Source organism: Pseudomonas sp. EYE_354, from assembly GCF_023148575.1.
Lineage (GTDB): Bacteria > Pseudomonadota > Gammaproteobacteria > Pseudomonadales > Pseudomonadaceae > Aquipseudomonas.
The window spans coordinates 307,449-325,196 of the sequence record NZ_JAHXNQ010000004.1; the positions used below are offsets into that span (position 1 = coordinate 307,449).

Here is a 17,748-nt window from a genome sequence, read left to right on the forward strand (position 1 = left end):
GGGCAATGGTCCGACAAAACAACGAGACGCGGTTTATACCCGCGCCCCGGATTAGCGTCAAATCCTCAATCCTGCGCGACGCGCACCACCAACTTGCCGAAGTTGCGCCCTTCGAGCAAACCGATAAAGGCTTCAGGTGCGTGGTCCAGGCCCTCCACCACGTCTTCGCGGAACTTGATCTTGCCGTCGCGCACCAGCGGTGCCATGGCGCTGAGGAACTCGGGCTGACGGTCGCCGTAGTCGTCGAACACAATAAAGCCCTGGATGCGCACACGCTTGGTCAGCAAGGTGCGTTGCAGCGCCGGCAGGCGGTCGGGACCACTGGGTGTCTCATGGGCGTTGTAGCCGGCGATCAGACCGCACAGGGGGACCCGGGCCTTGGGGTTGAGCAGCGGCATCACGGCGTCGAACACCTTGCCACCGACGTTTTCGAAGTAGATGTCCACGCCATTGAAGCAGGCCTGCGCCAGTTCATCGGCGAACTCGGCGATCTTGTGGTCGATACAGGCATCGAAGCCCAGCTCATCCACCACGTAGCGGCACTTGTCGGCGCCGCCAGCGATGCCGACCACCCGCAAGCCTTTGAGCTTGGCCACTTGCCCCACCACCGAGCCCACCGCGCCGGATGCGGCGGCAACCACCAGGGTTTCGCCGGCCTTGGGCTGGCCAATGTCCATCAGACCCATGTAGGCGGTCATGCCAGGCATGCCCAGCACGCCCAGCGCCATGGAGGGACTGGCCAGGCCCTTGGGCACGGGAATCAGGTTGCGTCCGTCGGAAATGCTGTGGCTCTGCCAACCGGTGGCACCGACCACCAGATCACCCACTTGGAATTTGGGATTACGCGATTGCTCGATGCGGCTGACAGCGCCACCGGTCATCACCTCGTCGATTTCAACCGGCGCAGCGTAGGACGGCGCGTCACTCATACGTCCACGCATGTAGGGGTCGAGGGACAGGTAAAGTGTCTTGAGCAGCACCTGGCCGTCCGCCAACTCCGGCAGGCTGACACGTTCGAGGCGGAAGTTTTCCGGGGTGGGCGCGCCGTGGGGGCGCGAGACCAGCACGATACGTTGATTAAGCGTCAGTTCTTGAGGCATCAGGGGGCTCCTTGATCGAATCCATCGGTACAGGGTGCAGACCATAGTAGCTCCCCCAGGGTTCGATCGGATTGGCACAAACAAAAATGCCAGGCGCGATGCCTGGCATGTGTGTACCGCTCAAAAGGGCCGATCAGAACGGCAGCTTCATGCCCGGCGGCAGTTGCATGCCAGCGGTCACGCCGGACATTTTGTCCTGGCTGTTGGCTTCGATCTTGCGCACGGCGTCGTTGACGGCCGCGGCGAACAGCGCCTCAAGCATTTCCAGGTCATCTTCACCCACGCCTGGCAGCACGCTTGGGTCGATGCTCACGCGCTTGATGTCGTGACGACCGGTCATCACCACGCTGACCATATCGCCACCGGCTTTACCGGTGACTTCGGCGTTGGCCAGTTCTTCCTGCATCTTGGCCATTTTTTCCTGCATCTGCTGCGCCTGCTTCATCAGGCCGGCCATGCCACCTTTCATCATGGGAATCACCTCAAAAGTACGTGGATCAATAAGTAGCCCGGTGTCATGACGCTTGGGGCACCGGGGCTTCGACAGGTTCAATAGTATCGTGACGGACGACCGCACCGAACTGTTGCATCAGTTGCTGGATGAGCGGATCGCCATGGATCGACTCTTCTGCCTCGCGCTGACGGTTGAGGCGCCGACGGGTCGCGGCCTGGGCCGGGGTTTCCTGCTCGGGTTTGATCAGTTCGATGGCGATGGTCAGCGTGCGCCCATGGTACTGATTGAGCGCATCGTTGAGACGGCGTTGCTGGGTCGCGTTGAACAAGGCGCTGTGGGCCGGGTCCAGGTGCAACAGCCAGTGATCACCCTCGACGGAGATAAGTGTGCAGTTGGCGGCAATGCTGCCGGTCATGCCGGAAATCGGCAGCTTCGGAAACAACTCCAGCCATTGCAACGCCAGGCCGGTAGCCGGGGCTGCCGCGGGTTCAGGCTCGGGCTCGGGCGCAGGTTCGGCGGTGTGTTCGCTGGCCAAATCGTCCAGGTAGCTGTAGGCCGAATCCATGTCCGGCTCGATGTAGTCTTCGTCCAGCGGCGGCTCGTCGTCGAGGTCGATGCCCGGTGTCGCGGCATCTACCTGGGCCACGGAGGGCTCGGGCACCAGCGCGGAGACCCACTCCGGCGCGGCCGGCACAGCACTGTCCGGGGTCGGCGCAGGCATGGGCGTCAGCTCGGGCTGCTCGCCGATGGTTTCGAGCACGGGCTCAACCGCAGGCTGTTGCTCGATTTCAGGCGCTGGCTCAACCTCGGCCTCTACCGGGTCGTTCCACGGCAGGTCTACGACGGGCGCAGGCGCAGGCGCTGGCTCGGGCTCGATCACCGGCTGCGGCTGCGGCTCGACAGGCTTCACCGCGACCGGCGCAGGCTCAGCCGCAACCGGCACAGCAACCACTGGCGCGACCACTGCCGCGCCAGCCACTGGTTTGGCGGAATCAACTGTGGCCTGGCTGATCCCCACTGGCTTTAGCGGCTGCCTCGGGGCGTCTGCCGAGTCGGCGGGCCGGAAGGCCAGCATCCGCAGCAGGACCATCTCGAAGCCACCCCGCGGGTCCGGCGCCAGGGGCAGGTCACGCCGGCCGATCAGGCCCATCTGGTAATAGAACTGCACATCTTCGGCCGGCAATGCCTGGGCCAACGCGAGCACGCGGTCGCGGTCGCCGTGGCCGTTGTCGACCCCCTCAGGCAGCGCCTGAGCGATGGCGACGCGGTGCAACACGTTGAGGATTTCCGAGAGCACGCCGTTCCAGTCCGGGCCTTGCTCCGACAGGTGGCGCACGGCTTCGAGCAACGCCTTGGCGTCGCCTTCGATCAACGCGTGCAGCACGTCGAACACCTGGCCGTGGTCGAGGGTGCCGAGCATGGCACGCACGTCGGCGGCCATGACCTTGCCTTCACCAAAGGCGATGGCCTGGTCGGTGAGGCTCATGGCATCGCGCATCGAACCATCGGCGGCGCGGCCGAGCAGCCACAGGGCGTCGTCTTCGAACGGTACGTTCTCGACGCCCAGCACATGGGTCAAATGCTCCACCACCCGCTCGGGGGTCATGTTTTTCAAGGAAAACTGCAGGCACCGCGACAGGATCGTTGCAGGAAGTTTCTGCGGGTCGGTGGTTGCCAGGATGAATTTGACGTAGGGCGGCGGCTCTTCGAGGGTTTTCAACAAGGCGTTGAAGGAATGGCTGGAGAGCATGTGCACTTCGTCGATCAGGTAGACCTTGAAGCGGCCGCGGCTGGGCGCGTACTGCACGTTGTCGAGCAGCTCGCGGGTGTCTTCGACCTTGGTGCGGCTCGCGGCGTCGATTTCGATCAGGTCGACAAAACGCCCTTCGTCGATCTCCCGGCACACCGAACAGGTGCCGCAGGGCGTCGACGTGATACCGGTTTCGCAGTTCAGGCATTTGGCGATGATGCGCGCAATGGTGGTCTTGCCCACCCCGCGGGTACCGGTGAACAGGTAGGCGTGGTGCAGCCGTTGGCTGTCCAAGGCATTGATCAGAGCCTTGAGCACATGGGTCTGGCCGACCATTTCGCGGAACGAGCGCGGACGCCATTTACGTGCAAGAACCTGATAACTCATCGAAAACCGTCGCAACTGGGAAGCGGGAGCCGGTAATGCTAGCGGAGCAAGGGGGAAATTGCATCCGGCATGCTCGTCTAATCTGACTAAGCTCTCCTCACTGGCCCCACGAAGGCCTGAACCCGGAGAGAATATGCGCGTAGTCCTGGGCGCTTTATGGATGATGACCACGGCTTGCCAGGCGGCGCCCGCGCCCCTGCGTTTCTCGGTGGCCGACAGTTGGGCGATGCCCATGGTGCAATTGGACAAGGGCCGCCCCACCCAAGGCATTCTGTATGACCTGATGTCGAGCCTCGCCACACAAGTGGGCTACCCCGCCGAATTCCACGTGCTGGCCCGCGCACGTCTGACCGGTGCCATGGCCCATGGCGACATTGACGTGCGCTGCTATGTCGCCCCCTCGTGGGTCGACAACCTCTCCGGGGATTACGCCTGGAGCGTGCCGTTGATGGTGCAGCGCAACGTGCTGGTGAGCACTGATAACAGGCCGGTGCAGGTGCTCAAACTGACACCGCAGTCAATCGGCACGGTGCTCAGCTACCGTTACGCGGTCCTCGACCCGCTCTTCGCCAGCGGCCAGCTCACCCGCGACGACGCGCGCAGCGAAGAACAGGTGCTGCACAAATTAGTGGCGGGGCGTTACACCTACGCGGCGAGCAACGAATGGATCGTCGACCGCTTCAACCAGCACCTCCCCGTCAGGCATCGGCTGCACAAAGTCGCGGTGATCGAAGAACAGGAACTCGGCTGCATCGTACGCAATGACCCGAACGTACCAACGCAACAGATTCTGCGCACGTTAGTGCGCATGAAAATGTCCGGTGAAATCGACGACATCATCAAGCTCTATACCGGTGAAGAGGCGGTGCCGCTGCGCACGCCTGCCAAGAATTGACAGAGGCGCCTGCATGGATGCCATTGCTCATCACTTGCCGGGGTAAATTAGGGCTACACCTTCCTCGCACAGTCCCCTGACGACCAATGCTTGCGCCCCTCCAGGCTGATGGCCGCCACGCTCGCCAACACAATCACGCCACCGAGCACCACCTGCAGGGCGATGTGCTCGCCCAGCAGTGTCGCGGCCAGCAGCATCGCCACCGGCGGGATCAGGTACATCGCCACCGTCGCGCGGCTGACCTCGATATGCTTGAGCACATAGCCCCAGGCCAGGTACGCCAGGGCGCTGGGGAAAATCCCCAACAACAGCACCGCCAGGTTATCGGGCAGCGGCGCCTGTACGACGGCTGCAGGCAGGCCCGGCAGGTTGACGCACAGCATCAAGGTGCCGGCCCACACCATGTAGCACGCCAGGGTCAGCGGGCTGTAGCGATGGGCGTAGTGCTTCTGAACGGCGAAATACACGCTCCACGACAACGCCGCCAGCAGAATCAACAGGCCGCGGGGGTCCATCTCCCCGAAGCCCGCGTCGCCCCAGACCACCACCAGCACGCCAAACAAGCCCAATAGTACACAGCCCCAACGCCAGGCACTGACCCGCTCCTTCAAGCAGAAAAACGCGATCAGCACACTGAACAACGGCGCCGATTGCGCCAGAACGCTGGACGCCGCCGCCGTCACCCATTGCTGCCCGATATTGAGGCTGATGTGGTGCAGGAACACCCCGAAAAAACCCAGCACCAGCAACCAGGGCACCTCCGGCCAGCGCGGTCGCTCAATCCCCACCACCAGCGCCACGCCGCCCATGAACACGGAGGCAATCAGAAACCGCAGCAACGCCAGCTGGCCGGGGCTGTAGCTGTGCAAGCCGATGTGCACGCCAATCGGCGAGTAAGCCCAACAGAGGATGACGCCAGCGAGGACTAGCGTAAGCTTCACGGGGGACGGGGTATTCATTGATGGCATCCAGACACTGAGAAGGAATGCGCTCAGTCTTGGCCCCGGCAAGCAGCAGGACAATTAAGCGTTTCTGACTTCTGAAATCAGCGGAACTGAGCAATGGAACTGGCGCAACTGAAAATGGTGCGAGCCGTGGCGCAAACCGGCAGCGTGGCCCAGGCCGCACTGCAGTTGCACTGCGTGCCGTCCAACATCACCACGCGCATCAAGCAGCTGGAAAGCGAGCTGGGCACGCCGCTGTTCATTCGCGCCGGCCGTGGGCTGGCCATCAGCGCTGCGGGGGAGATCTTCCTGGAGTACTGCGAGCGCATCCTCGCGCTGGTCGACGAATCCAAACGCGCAGTGGACGCCAATGCCATTCCCCGTGGCACCCTGCGCATCGGTGCGGTGGAGTCCAGTGCCAGCGGCCGGTTGCCGCCGTTACTGGCGCAGTACCATCGGCGCTATCCCGATGTCAGCCTGGAGCTGGTCACCGGTGCCTGGAGCGAGTTGCTCGACGACCTGCAACATCATCGCCTGGACGTGGCGCTGGTGGCCGCCGGTAACCGGCGCGCCAAGCTCGAACACAGCGTGGTCTACCGTGAACGCCTGGTGTTGATCGCCAGCGCGTCCAGCGCACCGATACACAGCGCAGCGGACCTGGCGGGCCGCACCTTGCTGGTGTGGCCAACCGGCTGCCCTTACCGGGCGGCGCTGGAAAATTGGCTCAAACCCCACGACTTCAAACCCACCATTGCCAGTTATGCCAGTTGGGGCACCATCATCGGTTGCGTAAGCGCGGGGATTGGCGTGGCCTTGGCGCCGGAGGGCATCCTGGCGCGCTATGAGCAGGCCAATCAGTTGGCGTCATACCGGTTTGACGAACTGCAACCGGTGGACAACCTGCTGTTCTGGCACACCGACACCCAACGCCATCTGGCGCGGGATGCGTTTGCTCAGTTATTGCGTGAGACGTTCGGCTAATGCTTAACAACTGAAGCCGTTCAACCATAAAAAGTCTGACGAGCGCACACAAAAACGCCGCCGCGTGCCTGGCACGCGGCGGCGTTTTTGTGTGCGCGGCTGTGCTCAGTGTTGCGCAGCGGGCGCAGCCAGACGGGCGTATTGATCCTGGCTGATCCAGCCGGTGAACGAACGATCCTCGGCGTTGATGAATTCCACCTGGGCCCAGCCATCCTTGAAGGCCAGCACACCGACCACATCATGCTTGACAATGTAGGGGCGCTTGGCCGCCTTGGCCCCTAGGGTTTTCTGCAGGTAGGCCTTGTCGGCAGACACCGTCACCAGGCCGATCCACGGCTTGCCGGCGGTCTGGGTCAAGTCCAGACCAGTAGCGATCTCCGGCATCAGCACATTCATGCAGCCAGGGTGCTGGCGCCCCTCCTCCACGGTCAGGGTCACACCATCGGACGACGGCGCCACGCTGCCGGGGTAGGCGTCATCCAGCCAGGTGGTGAGCGCCTCAGGCTTGCCTTGCAGGTAGAACGCGCAACTGCGGGTGACGCCCTCGCCCATGGACTCCGAATAGAAGCCTTCAACTTGATGATCCGGCGTCACGGCCAGCATCAACCCTTCGTACTTGCCCGAATGCAACGCAGCCGAACCGGCTAACGCAGGACCCACCGCGCACAACGACAACACGCCCATCACTAGAAAACGGATCATCCTATTTTTTCCCTTCAAGTTTTTCGTAGGCTTTTTGCATCAGGACGTCGTAGTTGCCGTAGTCCTCGCCGTTATAGTTACGCGCCATGCCGGTAAAGTCTTTGGCCTTCATGGCTTTCATCAAGGCCGGGCTTTTACTGCAAAAACCCAGGAACGCCTTGAGTTGGTTGCCGGCGTTAACTTTTAACGCCGCCGAAAACTCAAACACAGTCTTGTAGCCACACGACGCAAAGTTGAAACCCATGATTTGGAACATGCCCCACGACGCCGACATCAGGGCCGCTTCCTGGTCGAGGGCAAACGCCGTGGCCATGGTTTCCCAGGCCTTGGTCTGATCCTTGTTGTTAGCCTGCCACTGCGGACCGGCTTTTTTCTTGTAGGGGTACGACAACAGCGGGTGCGCCTGATCGTAGATGTGTTTGGTGTACTTGCGAAACAAGTGCCCTTCAAACGCGATCACGGGCAGCTTGGCCGGCCCGAAACCGGAGCGACCGCCGGATTCCACGGTGGCGAAGGCCTTGATGATATTCACCGAAATACCGCCGCCCAACTGCGTGGCAGCGTTCTGGAAATCGGTTTCGCTAAGGGTCATGCCACCGTCGCACGTGGCCTGGAGCATCAATTGCCGGTTACGCCGCTCAGCTTCCACCATCGCGCGCATGCGGTCCAGGTAGACATTGACCGTGGCCTGCACCGCATCGCCCTGGTTATTGCCGAAGACGTTGAGAAAGGTCGGGATACGCAGGGTCGGGAAGGCCTTTACCGGCACTTTCACCGCTTCTTCGATCAGGCTGTTGAAGGTCCGACCGGTCGGGTCGATCACCCCGTCAGGGTGCGCGTACTTGAGATGGCGAAACTGGTACTGGCTGATGCACTGCACCAATTGGCCATCACACTTGCCGTTTTCGGCCAGCGGAAAACCCATCTTGGGAATGATCAAATTAAATAAATACTGGATGCACTGCACATCGGCGGGCAAGTTGCGGGCCTTACCCGGCGCGCCTACTGAAGCACTGATAAGACGGGGTAACCCTTGCAGGCTTTTCATCACAGACATCCTTGTTAGTTAAAGAAGTGATGGCACTTCAATATCAACCTGACACACTTGTCATACTCTGAAACAAGTGGCCGGCGGAAACTAACAAGGCGGTTTCAAGTTGTCCAGACGCAGCGTCTAAAGCTGTGAAATAACCCTCACCGGTGGCTCCGCGAAAACAGCTTTTTGATTTAATCGAAGTATTGAGTCACGCGTCGGGCTACTGTCACCGACGCAAAAACCGCCCAACCGCCCACTTTCAAGGATTGAAATGAAAGCCACCCTGCTGATGCTGTCCCTCCTGGCCGCACTCTGCGGCTGCACATCGCCCCCTCTCGACATCGCGACCTACCAGGCGCGGCCGTCCATTGCCGAAACCAAAAGCGTGGTGTTCGACGGCAAGACGTTCATGCTGAAATTCCACAAAGAAGGCCTATGGGAGTTTGTCCCTGCCCAGGAAAGCATTGATGCCTGGAATGAATTGGTGGACTTCACCGTGGTCTCCCGCGACTTGAACCGCTTCACGCCCCTCGACCTCGCCAAGCGCGCGATCGCGTTGCATCAGCAGGAAAACCCGAACATGCCGGCGATCCTGCTGACGGACAATAAAACCGGGATCGATTATTCGATGCATTTTTATCCCGACTCACTGCGCAAAGACGGGCAATTCTCCGAAATCAGCTATTTCAAGTACTACAGGGACAGCGTCACCGGACAGACCATCATCTTTCACTACGCGAGGAATATTCCGAAGCCGAGCAACCCGTCTGAAAGCGCTATCGCCATAGGCCGCGAAATCGTGCCGCAGATAGAGGCATTCCCGCTGTACCGCCCGTAACGCCGTTAAGCGCGCAGCGGCAATCGACTCGCAGGCAGGGGTTGCCGGCAAAGCGTGTATAGAAATTTGGGTTGGGGGGTGTATCAGGAAGAGCGTTATGGAGGCAACCCCACCAGCCACACCCCGGCACACAATGTTCCCGCTGTGGCTGCTGCCTTCCGGCTCTGACCAGGTTCACGGGTAATCGTTGCGGGGGGACCGATGGGGTCACCATAACGACGCCTGCCTCTCGGCAAGCGGGGCCATTGTACCGATCTGATCGGAAGTTACAACCGTTGGTTCCGGATTAAAAAAATCAAGGGGCTCAAGCACTTGTGCCCCTACAGAATCACGGCCTCGTCCGCCCTGCCGCCCTCGTCCTGGATGACCAGGTGAATAAAGTGCAGCTTGGCAATCACCGCCGGTGGCAGCACGAAGGGGTAGAAATCCGGCTGCCCCATGCTGCGCGACAGTTCGTTGAGCATGCCGGCCAGTTCGATCCAGGCGTTGACGAACGACAGGAACGCCGGGCCGCCGGGGTGTTCCGGGTCGTACAGCGTGCTGAGGGGGAACGGCTGGTAATCCAGGTCCATGTCACGGGCGCTCATGCCAAAGCCCAGGGCGGTGTCGACGGCGTCCATCATGTGCAGGTAATGCGCCCATGTCTCGGCCCAGTCTTCCCAGGGGTGCATGGTGGCGTAGGCACTGACGCAGGTCTGCTGCCAGTCCGGGCGCGGTCCGTTCTGGTAGTGCTGGTCGAGGGCCTCGGCGTAACTGGCGCGTTCGTCGCCGAACAGGTCGCGAAACCGCTGCTGCCACTGGGTATTGGCAATCAGGCGGTCCCAGTAGTAGTGACCGACTTCATGGCGGAAGTGGCCAAGCAACGTGCGGTAGGGTTCACGCATCTGCACACGGACTTTTTCGCGGTGTGCATCGTCGGCTTCCTTGATGTCCAGGGTGATCAGGCCATTGGCGTGGCCGGTCATGGGCGCGTTGCCTTCGAGGTCGATACCGACGAAATCGAACGCCAGGCCGTTGTCTTCGTCGACGCTCTTGGGCACCACGCGCAGGCCCAAGCTGATCAACTGCGCCACCAGGCGACGCTTGGCGGTTTCAACCTTGCACCAGCGCTCGTGGTTTTCCGGGACCGACAGGTCGGGAATCGTACGGTTAAGACTACAGGCCACACACAAGGCTGCGGTGCTATGGGCCGGGATCAGCCAGTTGCAGGCGGCCGGGGTATCGAGGTTGGCGCAGCGGCGGAACGCGCCGGCGTCGAGGTTACCGTCTTGCAGCCAGGTGCCTTCGACAGGACCGGGTTGCAGGGATGACAGGCGACTTTGCTGCGGCTGATAGCCAAGCAGCGCCTGGCAGGCCAGGCACTGGCTGTTGCCAAAGAACAATGACTGGCCGCAGCGGCATTGCCAGACCTTGCTGTTGCGCGAAGTGTCAGCCATGAACGGTGCGGCGATGCGCGAACTGAGTTGCTCGAAGTAGCGGAACATGGCGATCTCTCCCTGGGTGACTGAGACTAGATCATTTGGCGCTCGAGATCGTTCCACTTTACTTGTGGAGGGGGGGCTGCTTCGCAGCCCAGCGCAGGCAAGCCTGCTCACCACAACAAGCCTGCTTACCAAAGCAGGCCTGCTCACCACGGGTGCTGCGTCAGACCGAAATATTGTGCCTGGCCAGGAAGGCGACGAAAGCGTCTTCGTCGAGCACCTTGAGTCCTAGTTCGTTGGCCTTGGCCAACTTGGAACCGGCACCCGGGCCTGCCACCACGCAATGGGTTTTCGCCGAGACCGAACCCGCCACCTTGGCGCCAAGGCTTTCGAGTTTGTCCTTGGCCACATCGCGGCTCATCAGCTCAAGGGAGCCGGTCAGCACCCAGGTATGCCCCGCTTCCGGCAGGCCTTCGACCACTTTTTTCTCGCTCTGCCAGTGCATGCCGAAGTCCTTGAGCTGCTGCTCAATGGCCAGGGCGTGTGCGGCATTGTCCGGGTTGTCGAAGAACTCACGCACGGCCTTGGCCTGCTTCTCGGGCAGGGCCTGGCGCATGTCGAGCCAGTCGGCCTTGATCACGCCTTCCAGGCTGCCGAACTTGTCCGCCAGTTTTTGCGCAGCACCCGGTCCAACGCTGGGTACGTGAAGCTTGTCGAGCAGGCCGCCAAGGGTGGTGCTGGCCGCGAATTCCGCGCTCAGATCGCCCTGATCCTGTAATTGCAGGCCGCATTCGTTCGGCGACAACAGCGCGCCAATCACCTGCTGGTTATGGCTGTCTTCGAAGAAGCTGTGGATCTCGTGAGCCACTTCCAGGCCCACGTCGGGCAAATACGTGAGCACTTCCGGCAAGGCCTTCTGCACCCGCTCCAGGGACGCCAGGGAGCGTGCCAGCACCTTGGCGGTCTCCTCGCCCACGTCCGGAATGCCCAGGGCGTAGATAAAGCGCGCGAGGGTCGGAGTCTTGCTGTTTTCGATGGCGGCGATCAGTTTCTTGCTGGAGATGTCGGCGAAACCTTCCAGGTCGATGATCTGCTCGTACTTGAGCTTGTAAAGGTCGGCCGGCGAGCCAATGAGTTTTTCATCCACCAATTGTTCGATGGTCTTGTCGCCCAGGCCGTCGATATCCATGGCCCGGCGCGACACAAAATGAATAATCGCCTGCTTGAGCTGCGCACCACAGGCCAGACGGCCGACGCAGCGGTACACCGCACCTTCGCTGACGGTCTCCTTGCCCTTGCTGCGTTTGACCAGTTGCGTGCGCTCCACATGGGAGCCGCATACCGGGCAGGTCTGCGGAATCTGCACCGCGCGGGCGTCCGCCGGGCGCCGCTCGCTGACCACGGACACAACTTGCGGGATCACATCCCCGGCACGGCGGATGATCACGGTGTCACCGATCATCAGGCCCAGGCGCGCCACTTCGTCCATGTTGTGCAAGGTGGCGTTGGACACGGTCACACCCGCAACCTTCACCGGCTTCAAGCGCGCCACCGGGGTGACCGCGCCGGTGCGGCCGACCTGGAATTCCACGTCGAGCAGTTCGGTGAGTTCTTCCATCGCCGGGAATTTATGCGCGATGGCCCAGCGTGGCTCGCGCGCGCGGAAACCCAGCTCACGTTGGGCGGCGATGCTGTTGACCTTGAACACCACACCGTCGATTTCATAAGGCAGACTGTTACGCCGCTCGCCGATGTCGCGGTAGTAGTCCAGGCACGCTTGAATGCCCTTGGCCAGCTTCAGCTCGTGGCTGATGGGCATGCCCCACTTTTGCAACTGCTGCAGGTTGCCGATATGGGTGTCGCTGATATCAGCGGTCACCTGGCCGATGCCATAGCAGCAGAACTCCAGCGGACGACTGGCGGTAATCTTCGAGTCGAGCTGGCGCAGGCTGCCGGCGGCGGCGTTGCGCGGGTTGGCGAACGTCTTGCCGCCCACTTCCAGTTGCGAGGCGTTCAGACGGTCGAAACCGGCCTTAGACATGAACACTTCACCGCGCACTTCCAGGGTCGCCGGCCAGCCGGTGCCGTGCAGCTTCAACGGGATATTGCGCACGGTGCGCACATTGACGCTGATGTCCTCGCCCGTGGTGCCGTCCCCCCGCGTGGCGCCGCGCACCAGTTCGCCATCGGTGTAGAGCAGGCTGACCGCCAGGCCGTCCAGCTTGGGTTCGCAGCTGTATTCCACCGCCGCGCCGCCGCCAAACAGATCGCCCACGGGCAGGTCGAGGCCCTCGGTGACCCGGCGATCAAACTCGAGCATGGTGGTTTCATCGAAGGCGTTGCCCAGGCTGAGCATCGGGATCTCATGCTTGACCTGAGTGAACGCGGACAACGCCGCACTGCCGACCCGCTGCGTCGGTGAATCACGCGTCACCAGTTCCGGATGCTCGGTTTCCAGGGCCTTGAGCTCGTGGAACAAACGGTCGTACTCGGCGTCCGGAATGCTCGGCTCATCGAGGACGTGATAACGGTAGTTGTGCTGATCCAGTTCAGCGCGCAGTTCGAGGATGCGGGTGTGGGCGGCGGTCATGGGGGTTCTCTCATAAAGCAAAAGAGCAGCCGAAGCTGCTCAAATGATGGTGCGCTTATTCTAATGACAACGCTTGAGGCCAAACCTCAGCGTTTCTGTGTCAGGGCGCGACGCTCGAACTCGACGATGCGCTGACGGTAGTGCTCGATGGTCTGGGCGGTCAGGACGCTGCGTTGGTCATCCTTGAGTTCGCCGTTAAGTTCCTGGGACAGTTTGCGCGCCGCGGCCACCATCACGTCGAACGCTTGTTTCGGGTGGCGCGGGCCTGGCAGGCCAAGGAAGAAACTGACCGCCGGGGTGCTGAACAGGTCGATATCGTCCAGATCGAACGTACCCGGCTTGACCGCATTGGCCATGGAGAACAGCACTTCGCCATTACCCGCCATGCTTTCGTGACGGTGGAAGATGTCCATCTCGCCAAATCGCAGGCCGCTTTCCAGAATGTTCTGCAACAGGGCCGGGCCTTTGAAACCGGCGGCGTCGCGGCAGATCACGCTGATCACCAACACCTCTTCGGCGGCCGGCTGATCGTTGACCGACTGGCGTGCCGCGGTGGACGTCTTGCCGACGTTTTCATCGGGGAAATCATCATCGCGGCTGCTGAAGCTCGGGCCTTCATCGACGTCGAGGTTCAGGTCGCCCTGATGCGGCTCGGCGGCGCCAGTGTTGCCACGCTTGCCACGCTTGGAAGACGGTTCACGCGCTTCCCGCAACGGCGCGCTCATGGACGGCAGGTCGTGCTCATCCAGTTGCGGTTCTTTGTGGGTATCCAGCACACGGGGCGGCCCCAGCAGCTCGGCGCTGCCGTCGTCGTCGGGCAGATTGGACAGGTTGCGGTCCAGACGGAATTTGAGCTTGCCCTTGCCACCGCGCATGCGGCGCCAGCCATCAAAAAGAATACCGGCAATGACAATAATGCCGATGACGATCAGCCACTCGCGCAGACCGATTTCCATGTAATCCCGTGCCTCTATAAAAAATGCTGAAAAATAAGGGGTTTAGCACCGTGCAAACCGCTTTAAAACGTGGCGCCAACTCTATGTTCTGAATGGCGTTTTGCCCACGCATACGAAAAATTGAGATTAAATTAGCACAGTTGGCGGAAAGTGTGTCGGATTGGTCGCTTTCGACACACTGGGCCAGCTGCAAGCTGCAAGCTGCTAGGCGTCCACCATCTTCATCGCCTCTTCGACATCCACCGCCACCAACCGCGAACAGCCCGGCTCATGCATCGTCACCCCCATCAGTTGATCGGCCATTTCCATGGCGATCTTGTTGTGGGTGATATAGATGAACTGCACCGTCTGGGACATCTCTTTGACCAGCCGTGCGTAGCGTCCAACGTTAGCGTCATCCAACGGGGCATCAACTTCGTCGAGCATGCAGAACGGCGCCGGGTTCAACTTGAAGATGGCAAATACCAGGGCCAGTGCGGTCAGGGCTTTTTCGCCGCCGGACAACAAATGGATGGTGCTGTTCTTCTTGCCCGGAGGCCGCGCCATGATCGTTACCCCTGTATCGAGTAGATCTTCGCCTGTCAGTTCCAAGTAAGCGCTGCCGCCGCCGAAAACTTTGGGGAATAAGGCCTGTAAACCGCCATTAATCTGATCAAAGGTATCTTTGAAGCGGTTGCGCGTTTCCTTGTCGATCTTGCGGATCACGTTTTCCAGGGTGTCCAGGGCTTCGACCAGGTCGGCGTCCTGGGCATCCAGATAACGTTTACGCTCCGATTGTTGCTGGTATTCGTCGATGGCGGCGAGGTTGATCGCCCCCAGGCGCTGAATACGCGCCGCAATGCGTTCGAGTTCTTCCTCGGCGTCTTTCTCGTTGGCCTGGGCGGTCAAGGTGTTGAGCACGCCGTGCAGGTCATAGCCGTCTTCGAGCAGTTGATCCTGCAGGGTTTTGCGGCGCACAGTCAGGGCCTGCCATTCCATGCGCTGTTGTTCGAGTTGGCCACGAATCAACTGGGACTGTTGCTCGGCCTGGGTCCGACGTTTTTCTGCATCACGCAGTTCGCGGTCGGCGTCTTCCAGGGCGATCTGCGCGGTCTTGAGTTCTTCGTCGACGGTCATGCGCTTGTCGAGCAGTTCTTCGAGCTTGAGGCGCAACTCTTCCAGCGGCGCTTCGCCCTCCTCCAGGTTCAGGCTCAGTTGCTCACGTTTTTCGGTCAGCCGTTCGGACTGCATCTCCAGGCGCTCAAGGGCCTGGCGCGTGGAGTCGTGCTGGGCGCGCAGGGAGCCCAGGCGCACGGCCAACTGGTGGGCGTGATCCTTGTGCTGACGGGCTTCCTGGCGCACGCGATCGAGACGTTCGCGCAGGCTGTCGCGCTGCGCCAGCAGCAATTCGCGCTGCTCGGTGTCCAGGGCCATGCTGTCGAGGGCTTCCTGCAGGTGCAGGCGCGCTTCGCCAATCTGTTCGTGCTCCAGGGCGCGTTGCTCGCCCATCTCGGCCACCTCTTCGTCGAGGCGGGTGCGGCGCAGGGTCAGTTGCTCGGCCTTGGCCTTGCTCGCCGACAGTTGAGCCTTTAACTCGCCCTGCTGGCGCGCTTCGTCCTGCAGCAGACGGCGCAGGTGTTCGCGGCCGGTCTCTTGCTGGCGCTGGGTGGCGCGCAGGGTTTGCAGTTCGGTTTCCAGGTTTTGCAGGGTGGCTTCGCGCTCTTCGCGTTCGGCGCTCAGGCTGACGATTTCCTGGCCGCGGGCCAATACGCCGCTTTCCGCTTCACTGGCGCGACGCACACGCAGAAAGTGCCGGCCGACCCAATAACCGTCGCGGCTGATCAGGCTTTCGCCGGCGCCCAGTTGACCGCGTTGGGCCAGGGCCTGTTCCAGCGAGTCCACCGGCTTGACCTGGCCCAGCCATGGCGACAGATCAATCGCCGCCTCGACCTTATCCAACAGGCTGCCCGGCACCCGCGTGCCGTCGGCCGCCGGGCTGAGCAAACGCAAATCGCCCTGGGCAAAACCGGCCAGGTCGAAACCGCCAAAATCATCCACAAGCACCGCTTGCAGGTCGGCACCGAGTACGGTTTCCACCGCCAGCTCCCAACCGGCGTCGACCTTCAAACCCTCAGCCAGGCGCGGGCGCTCGGCCAAGTGCTGGTCACGCAGCCATTCGGCGGTGCCGGTGCCAGGGTCCAAAGCGGCTTGCTGCAACGCCTCAAGGGACGCCAGCCGACCGTTAAGCCGCTGCAGATCGCCCTGGGCCTGCTGCTGCGCCTGGGTCGCCTGTTGCAACTGCTGACGCAATTGCTCGAGGCGCTCCACTTGCTGTTCTTCACTGGCTTCGAGTTCTTCCAGGGTCATTTCGCTTTCGGCCAGTTGCTCGCTCAGCGCCATGATCGCGGCGTCTTCCGGGTCGGCGGCGAGCAATACGCGCTCTTCCTGCAAACGACGCTGGCGCTCGGCCAGGCGCTCCATGCTGGTTTCCAGTTGCTGAATGCGCGACTGCTGCACCTCAGCCTGGCGACGCGGTTCGGCCGATTGCAGGTTGAAAGCGTCCCACTGCTCCTGCCAGCCGTGCATGGTGGTTTCGGCTTCTTCCAGGGCGGCGGCGGATTCTTCGGCGGCGGCGCTGGTGATTTCCTGTTCGGGGATGAGCATGTCCAGCTCTTCGCCGAGGGTCAGCAGCAAGGTGCGGTCGTGGCCCAGGTGGGATTCGGTCTCCAGGCGCGCGCGTTCGGCTTCCTTGAGATCGTCCTGCAACTGGCGCAGACGCTGCTGGCCGTGCTGGATGCTTTGCTCCACGCGGGCAATGTCGCCGCCCACCGAATAGAACCGGCCCTGCACCAGATTGAAGCGCTCGGACAGGTCGTGGTGCCCGTCCCGCAGGCGTTCGATGCTGGCGTCGGCGTTGCGTTGTTCGGCCACCAGGGCTTCGAAGCTGATCTCCTGGGTGCCGATGATCGCTTCGCGCTGGCCCACCTGATCGTTCAAGGCCTGCCAGCGCAGGGCCGACAATTGCGCTTTGAGCTGGCGTTCCTCGCCCTTGTATTCCTGGTACTTCTCGGCCGCCTGGGCCTGGCGATGCAGGCGCTCCAACTGGCGCTCCAGCTCTTCGCGCAGATCGGTCAGGCGGGCGAGGTTTTCGTGGGTGCGGCGGATCCGGTTTTCGGTCTCGCGGCGGCGTTCCTTGTACTTGGAGATGCCGGCCGCTTCTTCGATGAAGTTACGCAGGTCTTCGGGCTTGGCTTCGATCAGTTTGGAGATCATGCCCTGCTCGATGATCGAATAGCTGCGCGGCCCCAGGCCGGTGCCGAGGAAGATATCGGTGATGTCGCGGCGACGGCATTTGGTGCCGTTGAGGAAGTAGCTGTTCTGGCTGTCGCGCGTGACTTTACGGCGAATGGAGATTTCCGCGTAGGCCGCGTATTCGCCGATCAGGGTGCCATCGGAGTTATCGAACACCAGCTCGATACTGGCCTGACTCACCGGTTTGCGACTGGTGGAGCCGTTGAAGATGACATCGGTCATCGACTCGCCACGCAGGTTTTTTGCCGAGCTCTCGCCCATCACCCAGCGGACGGCGTCGATGATGTTCGACTTGCCGCAACCATTGGGCCCGACCACCGCCGCCATGTTACTGGGGAAGTTCACCGTGGTCGGGTCGACGAAGGATTTGAACCCCGCCAGTTTGATGCACTTGAGCCGCACG

At 61.7% G+C, this 17,748-nt stretch carries 13 protein-coding genes and 1 other RNA gene; 3 read left to right on the forward strand and 11 right to left on the reverse strand.

Annotated elements, in window-relative coordinates; all coding sequences use genetic code 11:
- Nucleotides 1-65: 65 nt before the first annotated feature.
- From KZX66_RS07850 to dnaX, 3 genes are all read right to left on the reverse strand, one after another.
- A complete protein-coding gene (locus KZX66_RS07850; RefSeq protein WP_248078093.1) occupies nt 66-1,100 on the reverse strand; it encodes an NADP-dependent oxidoreductase in 1,035 nt (344 codons plus the stop codon).
- Nucleotides 1,101-1,233: 133 nt separating this feature from the next.
- Entirely contained in the window at nt 1,234-1,572 is a 339-nt protein-coding gene (locus KZX66_RS07855) for a YbaB/EbfC family nucleoid-associated protein (RefSeq protein WP_003193199.1), read from the reverse strand.
- A 43-nt stretch (nt 1,573-1,615) separates the two neighbouring features.
- A complete protein-coding gene (gene dnaX / locus KZX66_RS07860) occupies nt 1,616-3,691 on the reverse strand; it encodes a DNA polymerase III subunit gamma/tau (RefSeq protein ID WP_248078094.1) in 2,076 nt (691 codons plus the stop codon).
- Nucleotides 3,692-3,824: 133 nt separating this feature from the next.
- On the opposite strand from dnaX, the gene KZX66_RS07865 reads away from it, so the two are divergent.
- Nucleotides 3,825-4,586, forward strand: coding sequence for a transporter substrate-binding domain-containing protein (locus tag KZX66_RS07865; RefSeq protein ID WP_248078095.1), 762 nt, complete (start codon nt 3,825-3,827; stop codon nt 4,584-4,586).
- A 53-nt stretch (nt 4,587-4,639) separates the two neighbouring features.
- Here KZX66_RS07865 and KZX66_RS07870 read toward each other — a convergent pair whose 3' ends face one another.
- On the reverse strand, nt 4,640-5,545 hold the full coding sequence (locus KZX66_RS07870) for a DMT family transporter (protein WP_248078096.1): 906 nt from the start codon (nt 5,543-5,545) through the stop codon (nt 4,640-4,642).
- A gap of 102 nt (nt 5,546-5,647) precedes the next feature.
- Between KZX66_RS07870 and KZX66_RS07875 the strand changes: the two genes are divergently transcribed.
- Nucleotides 5,648-6,511, forward strand: a complete 864-nt coding sequence (locus KZX66_RS07875) for a LysR family transcriptional regulator (protein WP_248078097.1) — start codon at nt 5,648-5,650, stop codon at nt 6,509-6,511.
- Nucleotides 6,512-6,616: 105 nt separating this feature from the next.
- On the opposite strand, the gene KZX66_RS07880 is transcribed toward KZX66_RS07875, so the two are convergent.
- Nucleotides 6,617-7,213 carry a hypothetical protein gene (locus tag KZX66_RS07880; protein WP_248078098.1) on the reverse strand — a complete coding sequence of 199 codons (597 nt, stop codon included), beginning with the start codon at nt 7,211-7,213 and terminating at the stop codon, nt 6,617-6,619.
- 1 nt (nt 7,214) lies between these two features.
- Nucleotides 7,215-8,261, reverse strand: a complete 1,047-nt coding sequence (locus KZX66_RS07885) for an N-acetylmuramidase family protein (RefSeq protein ID WP_248078099.1) — start codon at nt 8,259-8,261, stop codon at nt 7,215-7,217.
- A 259-nt stretch (nt 8,262-8,520) separates the two neighbouring features.
- Here KZX66_RS07885 and KZX66_RS07890 point away from each other — a divergent pair, with 259 nt between their 5' ends.
- Entirely contained in the window at nt 8,521-9,087 is a 567-nt protein-coding gene (locus KZX66_RS07890) for a hypothetical protein (protein WP_248078101.1), read from the forward strand.
- 107 nt (nt 9,088-9,194) lie between these two features.
- Here the strand turns inward: KZX66_RS07890 and ffs are convergent.
- The 5 genes from ffs to smc all read right to left on the reverse strand — a co-directional run bounded on the left by ffs (nt 9,195) and on the right by smc (nt 17,747).
- Nucleotides 9,195-9,291, reverse strand: an RNA gene (ffs, locus tag KZX66_RS07895) — signal recognition particle sRNA small type.
- A gap of 116 nt (nt 9,292-9,407) precedes the next feature.
- Entirely contained in the window at nt 9,408-10,571 is a 1,164-nt protein-coding gene (locus tag KZX66_RS07900; protein ID WP_248078103.1) for a putative zinc-binding metallopeptidase, read from the reverse strand.
- A gap of 160 nt (nt 10,572-10,731) precedes the next feature.
- Complete coding sequence (ligA, locus tag KZX66_RS07905) at nt 10,732-13,098, reverse strand: NAD-dependent DNA ligase LigA (protein WP_248078105.1); 2,367 nt, start codon at nt 13,096-13,098, stop codon at nt 10,732-10,734.
- A gap of 86 nt (nt 13,099-13,184) precedes the next feature.
- Nucleotides 13,185-14,054, reverse strand: a complete 870-nt coding sequence (gene zipA / locus KZX66_RS07910) for a cell division protein ZipA (protein WP_248078107.1) — start codon at nt 14,052-14,054, stop codon at nt 13,185-13,187.
- 204 nt (nt 14,055-14,258) lie between these two features.
- The gene (gene smc / locus KZX66_RS07915; RefSeq protein WP_248078109.1) at nt 14,259-17,747 is read right to left on the reverse strand and encodes a chromosome segregation protein SMC; all 3,489 of its coding nucleotides are present in this window, start codon (nt 17,745-17,747) and stop codon (nt 14,259-14,261) included.
- Nucleotide 17,748 lies beyond the last annotated feature (1 nt).

Coding starts and splice junctions, on each gene's coding strand:
- ligA (WP_248078105.1), bottom strand. CDS start 13,098: ATGACCGCCGCCCACACCCGCATCCTCGAACTGCGCGCTGAACTGGAT.
- KZX66_RS07875 (WP_248078097.1), top strand. CDS start 5,648: ATGGAACTGGCGCAACTGAAAATGGTGCGAGCCGTGGCGCAAACCGGC.
- KZX66_RS07850 (WP_248078093.1), bottom strand. CDS start 1,100: ATGCCTCAAGAACTGACGCTTAATCAACGTATCGTGCTGGTCTCGCGC.
- KZX66_RS07880 (WP_248078098.1), bottom strand. CDS start 7,213: ATGATCCGTTTTCTAGTGATGGGCGTGTTGTCGTTGTGCGCGGTGGGT.
- dnaX (WP_248078094.1), bottom strand. CDS start 3,691: ATGAGTTATCAGGTTCTTGCACGTAAATGGCGTCCGCGCTCGTTCCGC.
- KZX66_RS07890 (WP_248078101.1), top strand. CDS start 8,521: ATGAAAGCCACCCTGCTGATGCTGTCCCTCCTGGCCGCACTCTGCGGC.
- KZX66_RS07870 (WP_248078096.1), bottom strand. CDS start 5,545: ATGAATACCCCGTCCCCCGTGAAGCTTACGCTAGTCCTCGCTGGCGTC.
- zipA (WP_248078107.1), bottom strand. CDS start 14,054: ATGGAAATCGGTCTGCGCGAGTGGCTGATCGTCATCGGCATTATTGTC.
- KZX66_RS07900 (WP_248078103.1), bottom strand. CDS start 10,571: ATGTTCCGCTACTTCGAGCAACTCAGTTCGCGCATCGCCGCACCGTTC.
- KZX66_RS07865 (WP_248078095.1), top strand. CDS start 3,825: ATGCGCGTAGTCCTGGGCGCTTTATGGATGATGACCACGGCTTGCCAG.
- KZX66_RS07855 (WP_003193199.1), bottom strand. CDS start 1,572: ATGATGAAAGGTGGCATGGCCGGCCTGATGAAGCAGGCGCAGCAGATG.
- KZX66_RS07885 (WP_248078099.1), bottom strand. CDS start 8,261: ATGAAAAGCCTGCAAGGGTTACCCCGTCTTATCAGTGCTTCAGTAGGC.